Raw genomic sequence first — 20,099 nt, 5'->3', positions numbered from 1 at the left:
GGCAATTGCTCTTTTTCAGTTATAGTCAATTGAATTGTATTATTCTACTTCATTATAGTCAAGCACTGTCTTTTTGTTAGCCAAAATACGATCGTACTCTTCTTTAGAACCTACAATGATCTTATCAAATTCGCGCAGTCCTGTACCTGCCGGAATGAGGTGACCGCAAATTACGTTCTCCTTCATACCTTCCAATTTATCTATCTTACCGTTGATGGCAGCTTCGTTCAAGACTTTAGTTGTTTCCTGGAAGGAAGCAGCTGACATAAAGCTTGAAGTCTGCAATGCAGCACGAGTGATACCCTGGAGAATCTGAGTAGAAGTAGCGGCAACAGCATCACGCACTTCAACCGGTTTAAGGTCACGGCGTTTCAACATACTGTTTTCATCACGCAACTTACGGGCAGTAACAATCTGACCTGCCTTCAAGTTTTCAGAATCACCAGCATCTACAACTACCTTCTTACCCCAGATACGATCATTTTCTTCCATGAATTCCAGTTTATCGACAACCTGTTGTTCAAGGAAACGAGTATCGCCCGGCTCGTCGATAGTTACTTTACGCATCATCTGACGAACGATAATTTCAAAATGCTTATCATTAATCTTCACACCCTGCAAACGGTATACGTCCTGAACTTCATTCACAATATATTCCTGTACAGCCGTAGGACCTTTGATCGCCAAAATATCAGCCGGAGTGGTAGCACCATCAGACAGCGGAGTACCGGCACGAACGTAATCGTTCTCCTGTACAAGAATCTGTTTAGACAGCGGAACAAGATATTTCTTCACTTCACCGGTCTTAGAAGTAACGATGATCTCACGATTACCACGTTTCACCTTACCCATAGTTACCTCACCATCAATTTCAGATACAACAGCAGGGTTCGACGGGTTACGTGCTTCAAACAACTCTGTAACACGAGGAAGACCACCGGTAATATCACCAGCCTTACCTACGGCACGCGGAATCTTAACGATTACCTCACCAGCTTTCACCTTCTGACCATTTTCGATCACGACGTGTCCACCCACAGGTAAGTTGTATGTACGAATCAAGTCACCATCTTCCGTCAAAATATGGGCAGAAGGAACTTTAGTTTTATCCTTAGATTCGATAATGATAATTTCACGAAGTCCTGTTGCTTCATCCGACTCAATCTTATAAGTAACGTTTTCAATAACGCCCTCGAATTCGATCTTACCAGTAGCCTCCGTTATGATAACAGCGTTGAACGGGTCCCACTTCGCAATCAGCTTACCTTTTTCTACTATTTCACCATCGGCTACATAAAGTGTAGAACCGTAAGGAACATTGTGTGTAGAAAGTACAATACCCGTATTGACGTCGATGAAACGAACTTCAGCCAAACGGCCTACTACCACTTTGGCAGCTTCGCCTGTCTCGTCGACAACGTCTACCGTACGGAGTTCTTCGAATTCCAAACGAGCATTGTTCTTGGCAACGATACTTGCATTAGCTGCGATATTGGCAGCCGTACCACCGGCATGGAATGTACGCAGTGTCAACTGTGTACCCGGTTCACCAATAGACTGGGCAGCAATTACACCGACAGCCTCACCTTTCTGAACCATATGGTTCGTAGCCAGGTTACGACCGTAACATTTCGCACAAACTCCCTTCTTCGATTCGCAAGTCAATACCGAACGGATTTCAACACTTTCGATCGGAGACTCCTGTATCTTCTTAGCGATATCTTCTGTAATTTCTTCACCACCAGCAACCAAGAGTTCTCCGGTCTGGGGATGTATGATATCATGTACGGATACACGACCAAGAATACGTTCGTACAGGGTAGCGATAACTTCATCGTTGTTCTTAAGGTCTGTACAAACCAATCCGCGGAGCGTACCGCAATCCTCTTCATTAATAATAACATCATGCGAAACGTCTACCAGACGACGAGTCAGATATCCGGCATCGGCAGTCTTCAATGCGGTATCGGCCAAACCTTTACGGGCACCGTGGGTAGAGATAAAATACTCCAATACGGAAAGTCCTTCTTTAAAGTTCGACAGAATCGGGTTTTCGATGATCTGACCACCTTCAGCACCTGCTTTCTGCGGCTTAGCCATCAAACCACGCATACCGGAAAGCTGACGAATCTGCTCTTTAGAACCACGGGCACCGGAATCAAGCATCATGTACACAGAATTGAAACCCTGATCATCAGAAGAAATTGTCTTCATCAAAATGTTAGACAACTCAGAGTTAACATGTGTCCAGATATCAATCACCTGATTGTAACGTTCGTTATTGGTAATGAAACCCATGTTATAGTTATTGATCACTTGCTCAACTTCGTCGTAACCTCTCTGAACAAGTGTCTCTTTCTCTTCTGGAATGATAATATCACCCAAGTTGAATGACAGACCGCCTTGGAAGGCCATCTTGTACCCCAGGTTCTTGATTCCGTCAAGGAAATCAGCAGTTTTAGCAACACCGCAAGCCTTGATTACGGCACTAATAATGTCACGCAGCGACTTCTTAGAGATAATAGTATTGATATATCCTACTTCAGGCGGAACGATCTCGTTCACGATTACACGACCTACTGAAGTTTCACGCATTACATCAACAATGTTTCCATTTTCGTCAAGGTCTTTCACAATAACCTTCACCGGAGCATGGATATCTACCTTGCCTTCATTATAAGCGATCAATGCTTCTTCCGGACCATAGAATATAAGCCCTTCACCTTTCGCGCCTTTACGAAGCTTAGTAATATAATACAGACCAAGCACCATATCCTGTGAAGGAACAGTAATAGGAGCACCATTAGCAGGGTTCAGAATATTGTGAGAAGCCAACATCAACATTTGGGCTTCAAGCACTGCTTCGTTACTCAAAGGCAAGTGAACCGCCATTTGGTCACCGTCAAAGTCGGCATTAAACGCTGTACATGCCAATGGGTGCAACTGGATAGCTTTACCCTCGATCATCTTGGGTTGGAAAGCTTGGATACCCAAACGGTGAAGTGTCGGAGCACGGTTCAGCAATACCGGGTGACCTTTCATTACGTGTTCAAGGATATCCCAAATCACCGGCTCCTTACGGTCTACAATTTTCTTAGCAGACTTCACAGTCTTTACGATACCGCGCTCAATCAGTTTACGAATAATGAACGGTTTGTACAACTCGGCAGCCATCAGCTTAGGAATACCACACTCGTGCATTCTCAATTCCGGACCAACAACAATTACCGAACGGGCTGAATAGTCAACACGTTTACCCAGCAAGTTCTGACGGAAACGTCCTTGCTTACCTTTCAAACTGTCTGACAATGATTTCAACGGACGGTTGGCATCAGTCTTAACTGCACTTGACTTACGTGAGTTATCAAACAATGAATCGACAGATTCCTGAAGCATACGTTTCTCGTTGCGGAGAATCACTTCAGGAGCCTTAATTTCAATCAAACGTTTCAAACGGTTGTTGCGGATAATCACACGACGATAAAGGTCATTCAAATCGGATGTAGCAAAACGACCACCATCCAACGGAACCAATGGACGAAGTTCAGGTGGGATCACCGGTACAATTCGTACAATCATCCATTCCGGCTTGTTGCGTCCGCGTGATGCACGGAACGACTCTACCACCTGAAGACGTTTCAGAGCCTCGTTCTTACGTTGCTGCGAAGCATCATTGCCGGCGCGGTGGCGCAATTCGTATGACAACGCATCAAGATCAAGACGTGCAAGCAAATCATAAATCGCTTCGGCACCCATCTTAGCGATGAACTTGTTAGGATCCGTATCTTCCAGATACTGGTTGTCTTTGGGAAGAGTATCAAGAATATCGAGATATTCTTCTTCCGATAGCAAATCGAATTCGGCAATGCCGTCTTCAGCTTTCACACCTGGCTGAATGACAACATAACGTTCGTAGTAAATGATAGAATCAAGTTTCTTAGTGGGAAGACCCAGTAAGTAACCGATCTTATTGGGCAGCGAACGGAAATACCAGATGTGAGCCACAGGCACAACAAGCTGAATATGTCCCATACGTTCGCGACGTACTTTCTTTTCAGTAACTTCTACACCACAACGGTCGCAGACAATACCTTTATAACGGATACGTTTGTATTTACCGCAATGGCATTCGTAGTCTTTGATCGGGCCGAAGATACGTTCGCAGAACAAACCGTCACGCTCGGGTTTGTACGTACGATAGTTGATGGTTTCAGGCTTTAATACTTCACCACTCGAATTCTCAAGGATTTCTTCCGGAGAAGCCAAACCGATAGAGATTTTCGAGAAATTGCTCTTGATCTTATTTTCTTTTCTAAAAGCCATACTTTTATAATTATATAATATGCTAATTAACTAAATAATGTGCCGATTGGCTAATGCCAATGTGCCAATAAGAAAACATACTAATTATGAAATGCCACAGCCAATGTACCTTGATCGGTACATTGGCATATTGGCACATTAGTTCATTATTCCAAATTGATGCTCAGCCCCAATCCTCTTAATTCGTGCAACAACACGTTCAAGGATTCAGGGATACCCGGCTGCGGCATAGGTTCGCCCTTCACAATCGCTTCATAAGCCTTAGAACGTCCTACAACATCATCCGACTTAATTGTCAAGATTTCCTGGAGAATATGTGATGCACCGAAGCCTTCGAGTGCCCAAACCTCCATCTCTCCGAAACGCTGACCACCAAATTGAGCTTTACCACCAAGAGGTTGCTGAGTAATCAATGAGTATGGACCGATAGAACGTGCGTGCATCTTGTCTTCAACCATGTGACCGAGTTTCAACATATAAGTAACACCTACAGTTGCTGGTTGGTCAAAGCGTTCTCCTGTACCACCGTCGCAAAGATAAGTCTTGCAATAGCGAGGCAAGCCAGCTTTATCTGTCCATTCGTTCAAGTCGTCAAGAGTTGCACCATCAAAAATCGGTGTAGCGAACTTCACACCCAAATTCTTTCCGGCACGTCCGAGGACAGCCTCAAAAATCTGACCAATGTTCATACGTGAAGGCACACCCAACGGGTTCAATACAATATCCACCGGAGTACCATCTTCCAGGAATGGCATGTCTTCCTGGCGAACAACACGTGACACGATACCTTTATTACCGTGACGACCTGCCATCTTATCACCTACACCAATCTTACGTTTCTTAGCAATATATACTTTCGCCATCTGGATGATTCCTGCAGGCAGTTCATCACCAATTGTGATAGCAAACTTCTTACGTTTCAGTTCTGCATCGAGCTCTTTGTACTTCTTGATGAAGTTCAGGATCAAATCACGAATCATACCGTTCGCATGATCATCATTAGTCCAGTCGCTCAACTGTATTGCGGTGAAATCAAGTGAATCGAAATCTGATGCACTGAACTTAGAACCTTTGGCAATAACTTCGGCACCCAGATAGTCTTTCACGCCTTGAGATACTTTACCTTCGGTCAATGCCATCAGTTTCTTCACCAGAATGCGTTTCAAGTCTGCTACCTTAGATTCAAATTCATCATCAATCTTTGGAAGCAATGCCTTATCGGCCAACTTAGAACTACGGTTTTTAATGACACGAGAGAATAACTTCTTGTCAATGATCACACCCTTCAATGAAGGGGATGCTTTCAGAGAAGCGTCTTTCACATCACCCGCTTTATCTCCAAAAATGGCACGAAGCAATTTCTCTTCCGGAGAAGGATCAGATTCACCTTTCGGAGTGATCTTGCCAATCAGGATATCACCCGGCTGAATGCGTGCACCAACACGTACAATACCGTTCTCATCAAGATCCTTAGTGGCTTCTTCACTAACATTAGGGATATCGGAAGTCAACTCTTCCATACCACGCTTGGTTTCACGAACTTCGAGCGAATACTCTTCTACGTGAACTGAAGTCAGCAAGTCCTCGCGAACTACACGTTCGTTCAACACGATAGCATCCTCATAGTTATAACCTTTCCAAGGCATGTAGGCTACAAGCAGGTTCTTCCCCAAAGCAAGCTCACCATTCTCGGTAGAATAACCTTCTGTCAAAATCTGACCTTTTGTCACACGATCACCTTTATTGCAGATCGGACGAAGGTCAATAGTCATATTTTGGTTCGTTTTGCGGAACTTCGGAATCCTGTATTCTTTCAATGCAGGTTCGAAGCTTACAAACTCTTCATCTTCAGTACGATCGTACAGAATACGAATAGTAGTAGCATCAACAAAATCAATTACACCATCACCCTCAGCAGCAATCTGAGTACGTGAATCACGCACCAACTGGCGCTCGATACCTGTACCTACGATCGGGGCTTCGCTTCTCAACAACGGAACTGCCTGGCGCATCATGTTCGATCCCATCAAAGCACGGTTAGCGTCATCATGTTCAAGGAATGGGATCAAAGATGCAGCAATAGAAGCAATCTGCTGAGGAGCAACGTCCATCAACTCTACTTCTGAAGGCTCTACAACCGGATAATCAGCATCCTGACGAGACTTAACCTTATTGCGAATAAATGTTCCATCATCATTCAGTGGAGCATTACCCTGTGCAATGATCTTGGCTTCTTCTTCTTCAGCTGTCAGGTAGACAAGTCCGTTTTCAGAAAGGTCTACTTTACCATTATCTACTTTACGGTAAGGAGTTTCAATGAAACCAAGGTCATTGATCTTAGCAAACACGCAAAGTGATGAAATCAAACCGATGTTCGGACCTTCCGGTGTCTCAATCGGACAAAGACGTCCATAGTGCGTATAGTGAACGTCACGAACCTCAAATCCGGCACGTTCACGAGACAGACCACCAGGACCAAGGGCAGACATACGGCGCTTGTGAGTAATCTCAGCCAACGGGTTTGTCTGGTCCATAAACTGAGACAATGCATTAGTTCCGAAGAACGAATTGATCACTGAAGAAATAGTCTTCGCGTTGATCAAATCAATCGGAGTAAACACCTCGTTATCACGAACGTTCATACGTTCACGAATAGTACGCGACATACGTGCCAAACCGACAGCAAACTGGTTAGACAGCTGCTCGCCTACAGTACGTACACGACGGTTACTTAAGTGGTCAATATCATCCACATCTGCTTTAGAGTTAATCAACTCAATCAGATATTTAATGATCTCAATAATATCTTCTTTGGTGAGGACACGCACATCCATGTCTGTCGTCAAATTCAACTTTTTGTTGATTCTGTAACGACCTACATCACCAAGGTCATACCGCTTTTCAGAAAAGAACAGGTTATTGATAACCTCACGGGCACTGGCATCATCAGCTGGATCTGCATTACGCAATTGGCGATAGATATACAGCACAGCTTCCTTTTCCGAGTTACTCGGATCTTTCTGAAGGGTATTATATATAATAGAGTAGTCGGACTGATTCGGCTCTTCCTTATGAATAAGGATGTTTTGAACGCCCGAGTCAATTATTTCATCTATATGTTCCGGCTCGATCACTGTTTCACGGTCGATAATGACTTCATTACGCTCGATAGAAACAACTTCACCGGTATCTTCATCAACGAAATCTTCAATCCAGGTTTTCAAGACACGTGCAGCCAATTTACGACCTACTACCTTCTTGAGATTTGTTTTGTTAACCTTTACATCTTCAGCCAAGTTAAAAATCTCAAGAATGTCTTTGTCATTCTCAAAGCCAATAGCTCTTAACAGCGTAGTAACAGGTAACTTCTTCTTACGATCGATATAAGCATACATCACATTGTTGATGTCGGTAGCAAACTCAATCCATGATCCCTTGAACGGGATAATACGGGCCGAGTACAATTTTGTACCATTGGCATGTACACTCTGACCGAAGAATACGCCCGGAGAACGGTGAAGCTGCGACACAACTACACGCTCAGCACCATTGATGACGAAAGTTGCCTTATCAGTCATGTAAGGGATAGGACCAAGGAACACATCCTGAATCACTGTATCGAAATCCTCATGATCGGGGTCTGTACAGTAAAGCTTGAGTTTCGCTTTCAATGGGACACTATATGTAAGCCCACGCTCTATACAATCATCAATGGTATAGCGCGGCGGATCAATATAATAGTCCAGAAACTCAAGAACAAAATTGTTTCTTGTGTCGGCAATTGGGAAGTTTTCGGCAAATACTTTATACAATCCCTCTTTTTTACGCTTCTCAGGTGGGGTATCTAGTTGTAGAAAGTCTTGGAATGACTTCAATTGTACTTCCAGGAAATCCGGATATTCAAGCGGATTCTTAGTCGAAGCAAAATTAACTCTTTGATTTACAGTATTTGAAGACATCTGTCAATGAATTTGGAGAACTTAATTTTAAATATATACACAAAAAGGTTAAGAATCCTCTTGTGAAGGATTCTTAACCGAATTACCTGATTACCAGGCTAATGTTATTTAAGTTCAACTTCAGCTCCAGCTTCTTCCAATGTTTTCTTCAATGATTCTGCTTCGTCTTTAGCCAAACCTTCTTTTACTACACTAGGAGCACCGTCTACCATGTCCTTAGCTTCTTTCAAGCCAAGACCACAAGCTTCTTTAACGGCTTTAACAACCTGAAGTTTAGCTGCACCAGCGCTCTTCAATACTACGTCGAAAGAAGACTTTTCTTCTGCGGCAGCAGCACCAGCTGCAGGACCAGCAGCAACAGCTACAGCTGCAGCAGCAGGTTCAATACCATATTCTTCTTTAAGGATAGTTGCAAGTTCATTAACTTCTTTTACTGTCAAGTTAACTAATTGTTCTGCAAAAGCTTTCAAATCTGCCATTTTTTGTATGATTTTAATGTTTAATTTACTAAATAAAATGTGTTATAATTATCTTTCACCAAGAGTTTTGAGAACTCCGTGAAGGGTGTTGCCACCTGATTGAAGAGCAGAAATAACATTCTTGGCCGGTGATTGCAACAGGGCAACGATATCGGCAATAACTTCATTTTTACTCTTAATAGCTACGAGAGCATCCAACTGGTCAGCACCAACATAGAAGCTTTCTTCTGCATATGCAGCTTTCAGTCCCGGAATGCCATCTTTAGATTTATCTTTGATCAGTTTTGCAGGTGCGTTTGCAACGTTGCAGAACATCACAGCTGTCGTACCTTTCAAAGAACCATAAAGAGGAGAGAAATCACCTTCAATGCTTTCAAGCGCTTTGTGGAGGAGTGTGTTCTTAACTACCATCAATTTGATGTCAGCCTTGAAACAAGCTCTTCTCAATTCACTTGTTGCAGCAGCGTTCATAGCTGTTGTATCTACCAAATAGAAGTGACCATATTCCTGTACTGTAGCAGCAATCTGCTCAATAATCGTATTTTTATCTTCCTTTCTCATTGTTACTCTGTTTTATTAGATTTCCTCTACTGATTTCGGGTCAATTTTGATACCCGCACTCATTGTACTAGAAAGATAAATACTCTTAATATATGTACCCTTGGCTGCAGTCGGTTTCAACTTGTTCAATGTAGAGATAAATTCTTTTGCGTTATCGCGAATCTGCTCTGCAGTGAATGAAACCTTACCAATTGAAGTATGAACAATACCGCTCTTATCAACTTTGAAGTCGATCTTACCTTGTTTTACTTCTCTTACAGCTTTAGCAACATCCATAGTTACGGTACCACTCTTCGGGTTAGGCATCAATCCACGAGGACCAAGCACACGACCGAGTGCACCAATTTTACCCATGATAGATGGCATAGTGATAATCACATCAATATCAGTCCATCCACTTTTGATCTTTTCAATATATTCGTCAAGACCAACATAGTCAGCACCAGCTTCTTTTGCAGCAGCTTCAGCATCCGGTGTACAAAGCACCAACACACGTACTTGCTTTCCAGTTCCATGAGGAAGTGAAACAACACCTCTCACCATTTGGTTTGCTTTACGTGGATCAACACCTAAACGTACATCAATATCTAATGAAGCATCAAACTTAGTAAAAGTGATTTCCTTTACCAAAGATGCAGCTTCTTTCAGTGAGTATGCTTTCCCTGCTTCAATTTTTCCTGCAGCTAACTTTTGATTTTTTGTCAGTTTACCCATTACAATTGAAGTTTATTAATTATTAACCGGGAACTCCCCTTTTACAGCGATACCCATACTTCTAGCTGTACCTGCAACCATTTTCATGGCAGCTTCCACAGTAAAACAGTTCAAGTCAACCATTTTGTCCTGAGCAATCGTACGAACCTGTTCCCAAGTGATCTCGGCAACTTTCTTACGGTTAGGCTCAGCAGAACCACTCTTTACCTTAGCCACTTCAAGCAACTGAATGGCAACGGGAGGAGTCTTGATTACAAAATCGAAAGACTTATCTGCGTAGTAAGTAATGATAACAGGCAAAATCTTACCTGCCTTGTCTTGGGTTCTGGCGTTGAATTGCTTGCAAAACTCCATGATGTTGATTCCCTTAGAACCTAATGCAGGTCCAACGGGAGGTGATGGGTTTGCCGCGCCTCCTTTAATCTGTAATTTGATTAGTCCAGCAACTTCTTTAGCCATTTTTTTATTGATTTATATATAACATTAAACGAAGGACAACTACAGCGTAACAATTCTGAGTTATTCCTTTTCCACTTGCATAAAGCCTAATTCAAGCGGTGTTTTACGCCCGAATATCTTTACCATGACCTTTAGTTTCTTCTTTTCACTATTCACTTCTTCAATGATACCACTAAATCCGCTAAAAGGACCAAAAGTAACCTTTACAGTTTCACCTACAATATACGGAACATTTAAGTCTTCACCCGTTTCTTGCAATTCGTCCACTGTACCAAGTATACGATTCACTTCCGACTGTCTGAGGGGAACCGGTTTATCGGAACCTCCCAAGAAACCTATCACATTAGGAGTATTTCTCAGATGGTGAGAAACCTCACCAACCAAAGCAGCCTCCACCAAAACGTAACCAGGAAGATAACTTCTTTCTTTCACAATTTTTTTACCATTGCGAACCTGGTATACCTTTTCGGTAGGAATCAATACCTGAGACACATATTCGCCAAGGTCGCTGTTTTTAATATCAGCTTCAAGATACTCTTTTACCTTAGCTTCTTTTCCGCTAATAGCACGCAAAACGTACCATTTCTTTTCAATCTCAGACATCGTAATTCCTCTTTTTTTTAATGTGGATAAATTATTTTTTCCATAAAATTCTGGAAACAGAAGTCCATCGCGAACACTACCAATGCAATAAGCAGGGAAGCATATAAAACAACTACCGCACTGTTAGTTAGTTCTGAATACGTAGGCCACGACACTTTATGAACAAGTTCGTCGTAAGATTCTTTAATATAAGCTACTACTTTTTTCATTTCATAAATATTAGCACGGGAGGAGAGGCTCGAACTCCCGACAGCCGGTTTTGGAGACCGGTGCTCTACCAACTGAGCTACTCCCGTTTGTACATAATCAGTTCCCGATAATACTACCGGGAACTGATTAATATTTAATTTTAGTCGATAATTTCAGTAATCTGACCAGCACCTACTGTACGACCACCCTCGCGGATAGCGAAACGAAGACCGATGTTCAATGCAACCGGATAGATCAACTCTACAGTGATAGTTACATTATCACCCGGCATCACCATTTCAGTTCCTTCCGGAAGAGTGATTTCACCTGTACAGTCCATAGTACGCAGATAGAACTGAGGACGGTATTTGTTGTGGAATGGAGTGTGACGACCACCTTCTTCTTTCTTCAGGATATAAACCTCAGCTTTAAACTTAGAGTGAGGTTTGATCTGACCTGGTTTACAAAGAACCATACCACGTTTGATTTCGTTCTTGTCAACACCACGAAGCAACAGACCTACGTTGTCACCAGCCTCACCCTGATCCAGAAGTTTGCGGAACATTTCAACACCTGTTACAACTGATTTCTTATCTTCACCCAAACCAAGGATTTCGATTTCATCACCTACGTGGATAACACCAGTTTCGATACGACCTGTAGCTACAGTACCACGACCTGTGATAGAAAACACGTCTTCTACCGGCATCAAGAAAGGTTTATCAACATCGCGCGGAGGCAACGGAATCCAAGTATCAACAGCTTCCATCAGCTCCATTACTTTGTCTTCCCATTTTTCTACACCGTTCAATGCACCAAGAGCAGAACCCTGAATGATCGGAGTATTGTCACCGTCGAAATCATAGAAAGAAAGAAGTTCTCTCATTTCCATTTCAACCAGTTCCAACATTTCAGCATCTTCAACCATATCGCACTTGTTCATGAATACAACCAGTTTCGGAACGTTTACCTGACGAGCCAAAAGGATGTGCTCACGAGTCTGAGGCATCGGACCATCAGTAGCAGCAACTACGATGATAGCACCGTCCATCTGAGCAGCACCAGTAACCATGTTCTTTACGTAGTCAGCGTGACCCGGGCAGTCAACGTGTGCGTAGTGACGGTTAGCTGTTTCGTACTCAACGTGTGAAGTATTGATAGTAATACCTCTTTCCTTTTCTTCAGGAGCGTTGTCGATAGAATCGAAAGAGCGGAGTTCAGAAAGACCTTTTTTTGCCAACACTGTAGTGATAGCAGCAGTCAAAGTGGTTTTACCGTGGTCAACGTGACCGATTGTACCAATGTTTACGTGCGGTTTGGTACGTTCAAATTTCTCTTTAGCCATAGCTTTACTTGTTATTTATTTGATTAATAATCAGCATTTACATCTTACAGAGCTGTTACCGGGATTTGAACCCGGGACCTCTTCCTTACCAAGGAAGTGCTCTACCACTGAGCTATAACAGCGAAATAGAGAGAGCGGAAGACGGGGCTCAAACCCGCGACCCTCAGCTTGGAAGGCTAATGCTCTATCAACTGAGCTACTTCCGCAATTTGCCAAAGTTTTCACTCTGTCTTCTCCGTGGGCAAAGATGGATTCGAACCACCGAAGGCGTAAGCCAGCAGATTTACAGTCTGCCCCATTTGGCCACTCTGGTATTTGCCCTTCATTACAGAAATCGAATTTCGAAGTAAGCGTAAGAACGCCCAAACTTTTCCTATTCTGATTTATTCTTGAGCCTCTTGTCGGATTCGAACCAACGACCCCGAGATTACAAATCACGTGCTCTGGCCAACTGAGCTAAAGAGGCGTTTTTACTTAAAAAATGCAACCGTCACGTCCTAACGCGAGCGAAACGGCTGCAAATTTAGTTATTTATTTCTTTCCCGCAAAATATTTGCGGTATTTTTATTTATTTCGTTGTTTTTCCTTGTACTTAACCAGCTGCTTCTCCAATGCTTCCACACACAAATCAACCGCTTCTTCAAACGTATCACAGATTTTGCTTGCATGAAAATCATTGTTTGGAACCAACACCGTAATTCCGACCTCCTTATTCTCCGCAGTTTCTGGTTTAACCACCTTTAATGACACCTCTACTTTCTTTATATCTTCGTAATATTTTTCCAACTTAGACACTTTCTTCTGAATGAAAGCCTGCAATTGTTCTGTTGCATCAAAGTGAATCGATTGAATTCTAATTTCCATACTTACCTCCTTTTTTAGGCTCGTGGATGAGCTTGTTTATACACTTTTTTAAGTTCTTCAAAAGTGGTATGCGTATAAATCTCCGTAGTCGCCAGACTACTATGACCTAAAAGCTCTTTCACCGCACCCAACTCCGCATCATTATTCAGCATTGTTGTGGCAAAGGTATGCCTCAACACGTGAGGACTGCGCTTCTTAAGCGTTACCACCTTCGAAAGGTTCCGTTTCACCAAATTATAGACCAGATTCTTATAAAGTCGTTCGCCATTCTCTCTAACAAAAAAAGCATCAGACTTCACTGAAATCACTTTGTTCCTTACATCAACATACTCAAACATCGCTTCTTTCAATTCATCCCCAAAAGGGATCAAGCGCTGCTTATTTCTCTTTCCCGTTACTTTCAGAAGAGAGGCTGAGAAATCTACATCCTTATCATCCAAACCTATCAATTCAGAGAGACGCATGCCTGTGGCATAAAACACCTCAATAATCAAACGATCCCGACATCCCTTAAACCCTTCACCAAAATCCGTGTCATCCAGTAATTTATTCATTTCACTCTCTTTCAAGAAAGAAGGAAGTGGCTTTTTATTTTTTGGCCCCGTTATTTTACGTAACGGATCAACACTCACCTCTCCTTGTCTGAGGAGATATTTATAAAACGACCGGAGCGAACTCAGCTTACGATTCACAGAAGTTGAAGTATACCCCCGATCCATCAGTGAAACAATCCACTCACGAATCAGTTCGGGCTTCACTTCCAACGGATTAAACTCCCCAATCTCCTCTTGAGCAAACTCCTGCAACTGCGAAATATCCTCGCCGTAAGCCAGTACGGTCTTCTCAGAATAATTCCGTTCGTACCGGAGGTAATCAAGAAAAGAATCTGCTAACATAATATCGCTACATCTATAATTCTGCAACGAATGTATGAAAAGAATTCAATAATTCAAAGGAAATTACGAATTATTAATCTTCTACTTGCTGAAGTTTTTGTACGTAAACTGCACGTTCTTTCTTAAGTCTTTTAGTTACAGACGGTTTGTCGAACTGTTGTCTGCTTCTCAACTCTTTAACGATGCCAGTTTTTTCAAATTTTCTCTTAAACTTCTTCAGCGCTTTTTCAATGTTTTCGCCTTCTTTTACAGGTACTACAATCATTTTGTTACTATTAAATATGTTATGGTTTAAAATTTCCGCAGTCAAATTGCGCCGCAAAATTACACATACTTTCTTTATTCACAAAACTTTCGGCAATTATTTCTCAAAATCAATGCAAAAGGAACAGAAAGTAGTTATCTTTGGAGAGTATAACATATAATATATATAATGTATGAAACAGTCTATCAGTGAACGAATACATGCATTACGCATGTGGTTTAAACCAAACATTCAAGCATTCATCATCCCCAGCACAGACCCTCATCTCAGTGAATACGTTGCACCACACTGGAAATCACGAGAATGGATTTCCGGATTTACCGGGTCGGCCGGTACGGTAGTGATTACAGAAAAGAAAGCAGGACTCTGGACCGACTCAAGATATTTTTTACAAGCAGCAGAACAGTTACAAGGAAGTGGCATAGACTTATATAAAGAGATGCTGCCGGACACTCCAAGTATCACAGAATTCTTATCTACCCAGTTAAAACCGGGAGGGGCAGTAGGTATCGATGGAAAAATGTTCTCAGTGGAACAAGTGGAGTATATGCAGACCGAACTTTCATCAAGTAATCTTCAAATCATATTCTGCCCTGATCCTATGCAGGAGATATGGACAAATCGACCGCCTATGCCGGAATCACCTGCCTTTGTATACGACATTGAATATGCGGGAAAAAGTTGCACAGAAAAAATCGCATCCATTCGTACGGAGCTAAAGAAAAAGGGTGCAGAAAGTGTTATGTTATCAGCTTTAGATGAAATAGCCTGGACCCTAAACCTACGCGGAAACGATGTACATTGCAACCCCGTAGTAATAAGCTATTTACTTATTACAGAAGACAGCACGATATTATTCATTGCTCCGGAGAAAGTAACTGAAGAAGTACGGAACTACTTAAAAGAGCAGAAAGTAGAGATACGGAACTACGCAGAAACAGAAATTTACTTATCAGATCTCAAGAGCACCAGCATCCTGATGAATCCGGCAAAAACCAATTATGCTATTTTTTCCTCCGTAAACCCCAAATGCCGGATCATACGAGGAGAAGCACCGGTAGCCTTACTGAAAGCTGTCCGTAACAATCAAGAAATAGCAGGAGTCCATGCAGCCATGCAGCGTGACGGTGTCGCTTTAGTCAGATTCCTTAAATGGCTGGAGTCTGCCGTCCCTTCCGGAATAGAAACAGAATTAAGCATCGATCACAAACTGCACGAGTTTCGTGCTGCACAGAATTTGTACGTAGGCGAAAGTTTTGATACCATTGCGGGTTACAAAGAACACGGGGCTATTGTACATTATTCAGCAACCGAAGAAAGCAACGCGACATTGCAACCCAAAGGCTTTCTTTTACTCGACTCAGGAGCTCAATACATGGATGGCACCACTGACATCACACGTACCATTGCATTAGGTGAGCTAACAGAGGAAGAAAAGACAGACTATACACTGGTCCTCAAAGGACACATCGCATTGGCGATGGCCGTTTTTCCGGCAGGAACCAGAGGAGCACAACTGGATGTACTGGCACGTATGCCATTATGGAGCCACAAAATGAATTTCCTACATGGCACCGGTCATGGCGTAGGCCATTTCCTCAGCGTGCACGAAGGTCCACAAAGCATTCGTATGAACGAGAATCCGGTTGTATTGCAACCCGGCATGGTCACCTCAAACGAACCCGGAGTATATAAAGGTGGCAGCCACGGCATACGAATCGAGAATCTGACACTGGTATGCAAGGCTGGTGAAGGCTTGTTTGGCGAATACCTGAGGTTCGAAACCATCACGCTTTGTCCTATCTGTAAAAAGGGTATAATCAAGGAGTTGCTAACCGCAGAAGAAACAGACTGGCTGAATGATTATCACCGGCAAGTATATGAAAAGTTATCCCCCGGTCTGAATGAAGAAGAAAAAATATGGTTGAAAGAGGCAACAGCCGCAATCTGACAAACCAAAGGAAGGACCGCCTTTATAGGTCACCAAAATCATTATTAGTGTGAATCAGCATCTTATAGGATGCTGATGCCATCTATTTCTCAAACATGTTTTAATCAATAACCTATGGCTTTAATAAAATCAGTAAGAGGTTTTACTCCTGAATTCGGAGAAAACTGTTTTCTGGCCGACAATGCCACCATCATCGGCGATGTAAAGATGGGGCGCGATTGTAGCATTTGGTTCAGTACCGTGCTGAGAGGGGATGTAAACTCCATCCGCATTGGCGACGGAGTGAATATACAAGACGGGAGTGTATTACACACTCTCTATCAAAAATCGACGATTGAAATAGGTAATCATGTATCGGTAGGACATAATGTAACCATTCATGGTGCGACAATTAAAGATTACGCATTGATCGGTATGGGATCGACCCTGCTCGATCATGCTGTTATCGGTGAGGGAGCGATTGTAGCAGCAGGCTCACTTGTACTCAGCAACACCATCATCGAACCGGGAAGTATTTGGGGAGGAGTACCGGCAAAATTTATAAAAAAGGTTGATCCGGAACAAGCCAAAGAGTTAAACCAAAAAATAGCTCATAATTACCTGATGTACTCTGATTGGTATAAATAAGACCTGACCTGATAAACAAAAATATCCTCCGGGGAACCCAGTCCCTCCGGAGGATATTTTTGTTTATCAGGTTCAAAGCCTTAAAAATTTATCATGTGTAGTACCTTGTCCGTCGCTCCGGAGTTGCCAATCACATAATTACCGGCGTTAGTTCCCGTTTCTTTCAGGAACTTTTCATCGGACAGAAGCCTGTCGAGCAACGTCTTCAACTCCTCGTAATCCTTAATCGAATAAGCCCCTTTAGCTTCAATCAATTGTACCGCCTCCATAAACTTCTGATATTTGGGTCCGAAAATTACCGGAATACCATAAACTGCCGCTTCAAGAGTATTATGAATTCCTACTCCGAAACCACCTCCGATATAAGCAATCTCTCCGTAACGATAAATAGAAGACAGTAAACCGAAACAATCGATTATCAGGCAGTCCGCCTTCCGGACATTCTTTTCATCGGCACGGGTATAACGCACAGAAGGACGTTTCAACTTACCAATAATCTCTACCAAATGATTCTCATCAATTACATGTGGTGCTATAATCAACTTCATCTCAGGATGATTATTAAAATACTCAATGAAAAGATCCTCATCCGGTCCCCATGAACTTCCGGCCACAAAAGTAAATGCGCCATCCTTGAACTGTTCCACCAGCGGCAACTCCTTGGCCTGCTCACGAATCTGCAAAACACGGTCAAAACGCGTATCTCCCACTACCGTAACCCTTGTAATTCCAATCTTGGCAAGGAAACGCTTCGATGCTTCGTTCTGCACAAACAAGTGATCAAAATCCTTCAGCACATTTCTGTAAGTACCTCCATACCACTTAAAGAATATCTGATCTTTACGGAAAATGGACGAAACACTATACACAGGGATACGACGCTTGTGTAATTCATCCAGATAGTTCTTCCAAAATTCGTATTTGATGAAGAAAGCCATACAAGGATTCACAATATCCAGAAACTTCTTCACATTACGAGGTTTATCAAACGGCAAATAGCAGACAATGTCGGCTCCACGGTAGTTCTTCCGGACCTCATATCCCGAAGGAGAAAAAAACGTTTGCAATATTTTATAATCCGGATACCTCTCCCGTATTTTCTCAATCAAGGGACGCCCCTGCTCAAACTCTCCCAAAGAAGCAGCATGAAACCAGATATAGCGCGCGTCCTTCTCTACCTGTTGACGAAGAAGGTCGTACACTACCCAATGCCCCTTCATCATCTTTCGGGGCTTACGGCTGAATGGTGCAGCCAGATGCACCAGAAGGTCGTAAATTCCTATTGCCAGATCGTAAAACATACCTCCGGATTCTTATTTCAAAACCTCTACGGCACGTTTCATACGAGCCAGTGTTTCTTCTTTTCCCAATACCCAGGAAATGTCAAACATATGGGGACCTTTGCCCTCGCCTACCAGCGTCAAGCGGAAAGCATTCATAATATTACCTGTATGATAACCTTTCTCAGCAATCCAATCCATTACAATTTTCTCTTGACCTTCAATACTGAAATCTTCTATTCCGGCCAATACTTCAGCCAGTTCGGCCATACATTTAGCCGAATCTTCTTTCCAGCGTTTTTTTACCGTCTTTTCATCATATTCTGCCGGGGCTACAAAGAAGAAACTGCATACATCCCACAGTTCTTTGACAAAGCTGACACGGTCCTTCATCATCCCAACCACTGTTACTACTTTTTCGAAAGGAGCTTCCACACCATGTTCTTTCAGAACAGGCACAAACAGTTCGGCTATTTCTTCGTCAGACTTCTGTTGAATGTAAGTATGATTGAACCAAATCCCTTTCTTATAGTCAAATTTAGCACCCGATTTACTGCAACGGTGCAAGTCGAACAGACGAATCAACTCATCCATGGACATTACCTCCTGATCGTTACCCGGATTCCATCCCAACAAGGCGAGGAAGTTAATGACAGCCTCAGGCAAATAACCCGATTCACGATAACCTGAAGAAACTTCTCCACTCTTCGGATCATGCCATTCAAGCGGAAATACAGGAAATCCCAGACGGTCACCATCACGTTTACTCAGCTTACCATTGCCCTCGGGTTTCAACAACAGAGGTAAATGAGCAAAAGCAGGCATTGTGTCTTCCCAACCAAATGCGCGATACAACAATACGTGCAACGGAGCGGAAGGCAACCACTCCTCACCACGGATCACGTGTGATACCTCCATCAGATGGTCATCAACAATATTAGCCAAGTGGTAAGTAGGCAGTTCATCGGCCGATTTATATAGAACCTTGTCGTCAAGGATAGATGAGTTAATAATCACTTCTCCACGAATCAGGTCATTCACATGAATGTCTTCGTTCGGCTCAATTTTAAAACGTACCACATATTGCTTTCCGTCAGCAATCAACGCCTTCACCTCTTCCTGTGAAAGGGTCAGCGAATTGCGCATTCCCACACGGGTAGATGCGTCATATTGGAAGTTGGCTATTTCAGCACGTTTGGCATCCAGCTCCTCCGGAGTATCGAAAGCAATATAGGCTTTTCCGTTGTCAAGCAACACTTGTACATACTTCTTGTATATTTCGCGACGTTCTGACTGGCGGTACGGTCCATATTCACCTCCAAAGCCGACACCCTCGTCAAACTGAATCCCTAACCACTTAAATGATTCCAGGATATATTCTTCCGCACCCGGGACAAAACGGTTTGAGTCAGTATCCTCGATACGGAAAATCAAATCTCCCCCATGCTGGCGGGCAAACAGATAATTATACAAAGCGGTACGCACACCACCTATATGCAATGCTCCTGTTGGGCTCGGAGCAAAACGAACTCTTACTTTTCTTTCTGCCATAATTTGCGTTAGTATAGGTAAATCGTGGCAAAA

The 20,099-nt window shown here is 42.8% G+C and carries 16 protein-coding genes and 5 tRNA genes; 2 read left to right on the top strand and 19 right to left on the bottom strand.

Features of this window, described 5'->3' with window-relative positions:
• Positions 1-39: 39 nt before the first annotated feature.
• The 17 genes from rpoC to rpsU form a co-directional block, all read right to left on the bottom strand.
• Positions 40-4,323: a DNA-directed RNA polymerase subunit beta' gene (gene rpoC / locus JZY04_RS08525; RefSeq protein WP_122143403.1), complete on the bottom strand. Its 4,284-nt coding sequence runs from the start codon at positions 4,321-4,323 to the stop codon at positions 40-42.
• 146 nt (positions 4,324-4,469) lie between these two features.
• Positions 4,470-8,282 (bottom strand): DNA-directed RNA polymerase subunit beta, encoded by a 3,813-nt coding sequence (gene rpoB / locus JZY04_RS08520; protein WP_005811391.1) that lies wholly within the window; start codon positions 8,280-8,282, stop codon positions 4,470-4,472.
• A gap of 104 nt (positions 8,283-8,386) precedes the next feature.
• A complete protein-coding gene (gene rplL / locus JZY04_RS08515; RefSeq protein WP_005782165.1) occupies positions 8,387-8,761 on the bottom strand; it encodes a 50S ribosomal protein L7/L12 in 375 nt (124 codons plus the stop codon).
• A 48-nt stretch (positions 8,762-8,809) separates the two neighbouring features.
• The gene (rplJ, locus tag JZY04_RS08510) at positions 8,810-9,322 is read right to left on the bottom strand and encodes a 50S ribosomal protein L10 (RefSeq protein WP_005782163.1); all 513 of its coding nucleotides are present in this window, start codon (positions 9,320-9,322) and stop codon (positions 8,810-8,812) included.
• 15 nt (positions 9,323-9,337) lie between these two features.
• Positions 9,338-10,036, bottom strand: coding sequence for a 50S ribosomal protein L1 (gene rplA, locus JZY04_RS08505; RefSeq protein WP_122143404.1), 699 nt, complete (start codon positions 10,034-10,036; stop codon positions 9,338-9,340).
• Between the two features lie 15 nt (positions 10,037-10,051).
• Positions 10,052-10,495 carry a 50S ribosomal protein L11 gene (rplK, locus tag JZY04_RS08500; RefSeq protein ID WP_004291286.1) on the bottom strand — a complete coding sequence of 148 codons (444 nt, stop codon included), beginning with the start codon at positions 10,493-10,495 and terminating at the stop codon, positions 10,052-10,054.
• 60 nt (positions 10,496-10,555) lie between these two features.
• Positions 10,556-11,098, bottom strand: a complete 543-nt coding sequence (gene nusG, locus JZY04_RS08495) for a transcription termination/antitermination protein NusG (RefSeq protein ID WP_005782159.1) — start codon at positions 11,096-11,098, stop codon at positions 10,556-10,558.
• Positions 11,099-11,115: 17 nt separating this feature from the next.
• Positions 11,116-11,307 (bottom strand): preprotein translocase subunit SecE, encoded by a 192-nt coding sequence (secE, locus tag JZY04_RS08490; RefSeq protein WP_005782157.1) that lies wholly within the window; start codon positions 11,305-11,307, stop codon positions 11,116-11,118.
• Positions 11,308-11,321: 14 nt separating this feature from the next.
• Positions 11,322-11,394 (bottom strand) — tRNA-Trp (locus tag JZY04_RS08485).
• Between the two features lie 53 nt (positions 11,395-11,447).
• Entirely contained in the window at positions 11,448-12,632 is a 1,185-nt protein-coding gene (gene tuf, locus JZY04_RS08480) for an elongation factor Tu (protein WP_005782155.1), read from the bottom strand.
• Between the two features lie 50 nt (positions 12,633-12,682).
• A tRNA-Thr gene (locus JZY04_RS08475) sits at positions 12,683-12,754 on the bottom strand.
• Positions 12,755-12,765: 11 nt separating this feature from the next.
• A tRNA-Gly gene (locus JZY04_RS08470) sits at positions 12,766-12,838 on the bottom strand.
• A gap of 32 nt (positions 12,839-12,870) precedes the next feature.
• Positions 12,871-12,953, bottom strand: a tRNA-Tyr gene (locus JZY04_RS08465).
• A gap of 71 nt (positions 12,954-13,024) precedes the next feature.
• Positions 13,025-13,098: transfer RNA gene (locus tag JZY04_RS08460), tRNA-Thr, on the bottom strand.
• 98 nt (positions 13,099-13,196) lie between these two features.
• Positions 13,197-13,496 (bottom strand): ribosome hibernation-promoting factor, HPF/YfiA family, encoded by a 300-nt coding sequence (gene hpf, locus JZY04_RS08455; protein WP_122143405.1) that lies wholly within the window; start codon positions 13,494-13,496, stop codon positions 13,197-13,199.
• Positions 13,497-13,510: 14 nt separating this feature from the next.
• A complete protein-coding gene (gene xerC / locus JZY04_RS08450; protein ID WP_005811400.1) occupies positions 13,511-14,392 on the bottom strand; it encodes a tyrosine recombinase XerC in 882 nt (293 codons plus the stop codon).
• A gap of 73 nt (positions 14,393-14,465) precedes the next feature.
• Positions 14,466-14,657 (bottom strand): 30S ribosomal protein S21, encoded by a 192-nt coding sequence (gene rpsU / locus JZY04_RS08445; RefSeq protein ID WP_005782152.1) that lies wholly within the window; start codon positions 14,655-14,657, stop codon positions 14,466-14,468.
• 172 nt (positions 14,658-14,829) lie between these two features.
• On the opposite strand from rpsU, the gene JZY04_RS08440 reads away from it, so the two are divergent.
• Together JZY04_RS08440 and JZY04_RS08435 are read left to right on the top strand one after the other, a co-directional pair.
• A complete protein-coding gene (locus JZY04_RS08440; protein ID WP_122143406.1) occupies positions 14,830-16,608 on the top strand; it encodes an aminopeptidase P family protein in 1,779 nt (592 codons plus the stop codon).
• Between the two features lie 114 nt (positions 16,609-16,722).
• Entirely contained in the window at positions 16,723-17,235 is a 513-nt protein-coding gene (locus JZY04_RS08435; protein ID WP_005782150.1) for a gamma carbonic anhydrase family protein, read from the top strand.
• Between the two features lie 80 nt (positions 17,236-17,315).
• On the opposite strand, the gene JZY04_RS08430 is transcribed toward JZY04_RS08435, so the two are convergent.
• Positions 17,316-18,536, bottom strand: a complete 1,221-nt coding sequence (locus JZY04_RS08430; RefSeq protein ID WP_005782149.1) for a 3-deoxy-D-manno-octulosonic acid transferase — start codon at positions 18,534-18,536, stop codon at positions 17,316-17,318.
• 12 nt (positions 18,537-18,548) lie between these two features.
• The gene (gltX, locus tag JZY04_RS08425) at positions 18,549-20,066 is read right to left on the bottom strand and encodes a glutamate--tRNA ligase (protein ID WP_122143407.1); all 1,518 of its coding nucleotides are present in this window, start codon (positions 20,064-20,066) and stop codon (positions 18,549-18,551) included.
• Between the last annotated feature and the right edge of the window lie 33 nt (positions 20,067-20,099).

It is taken from the genome of Bacteroides sp. 11BF, from assembly GCF_019633765.1.
GTDB classification, from domain to species: Bacteria; Bacteroidota; Bacteroidia; order Bacteroidales; family Bacteroidaceae; genus Bacteroides; species Bacteroides hominis.
This window is presented reverse-complemented; position numbering and strand designations above follow the sequence as displayed.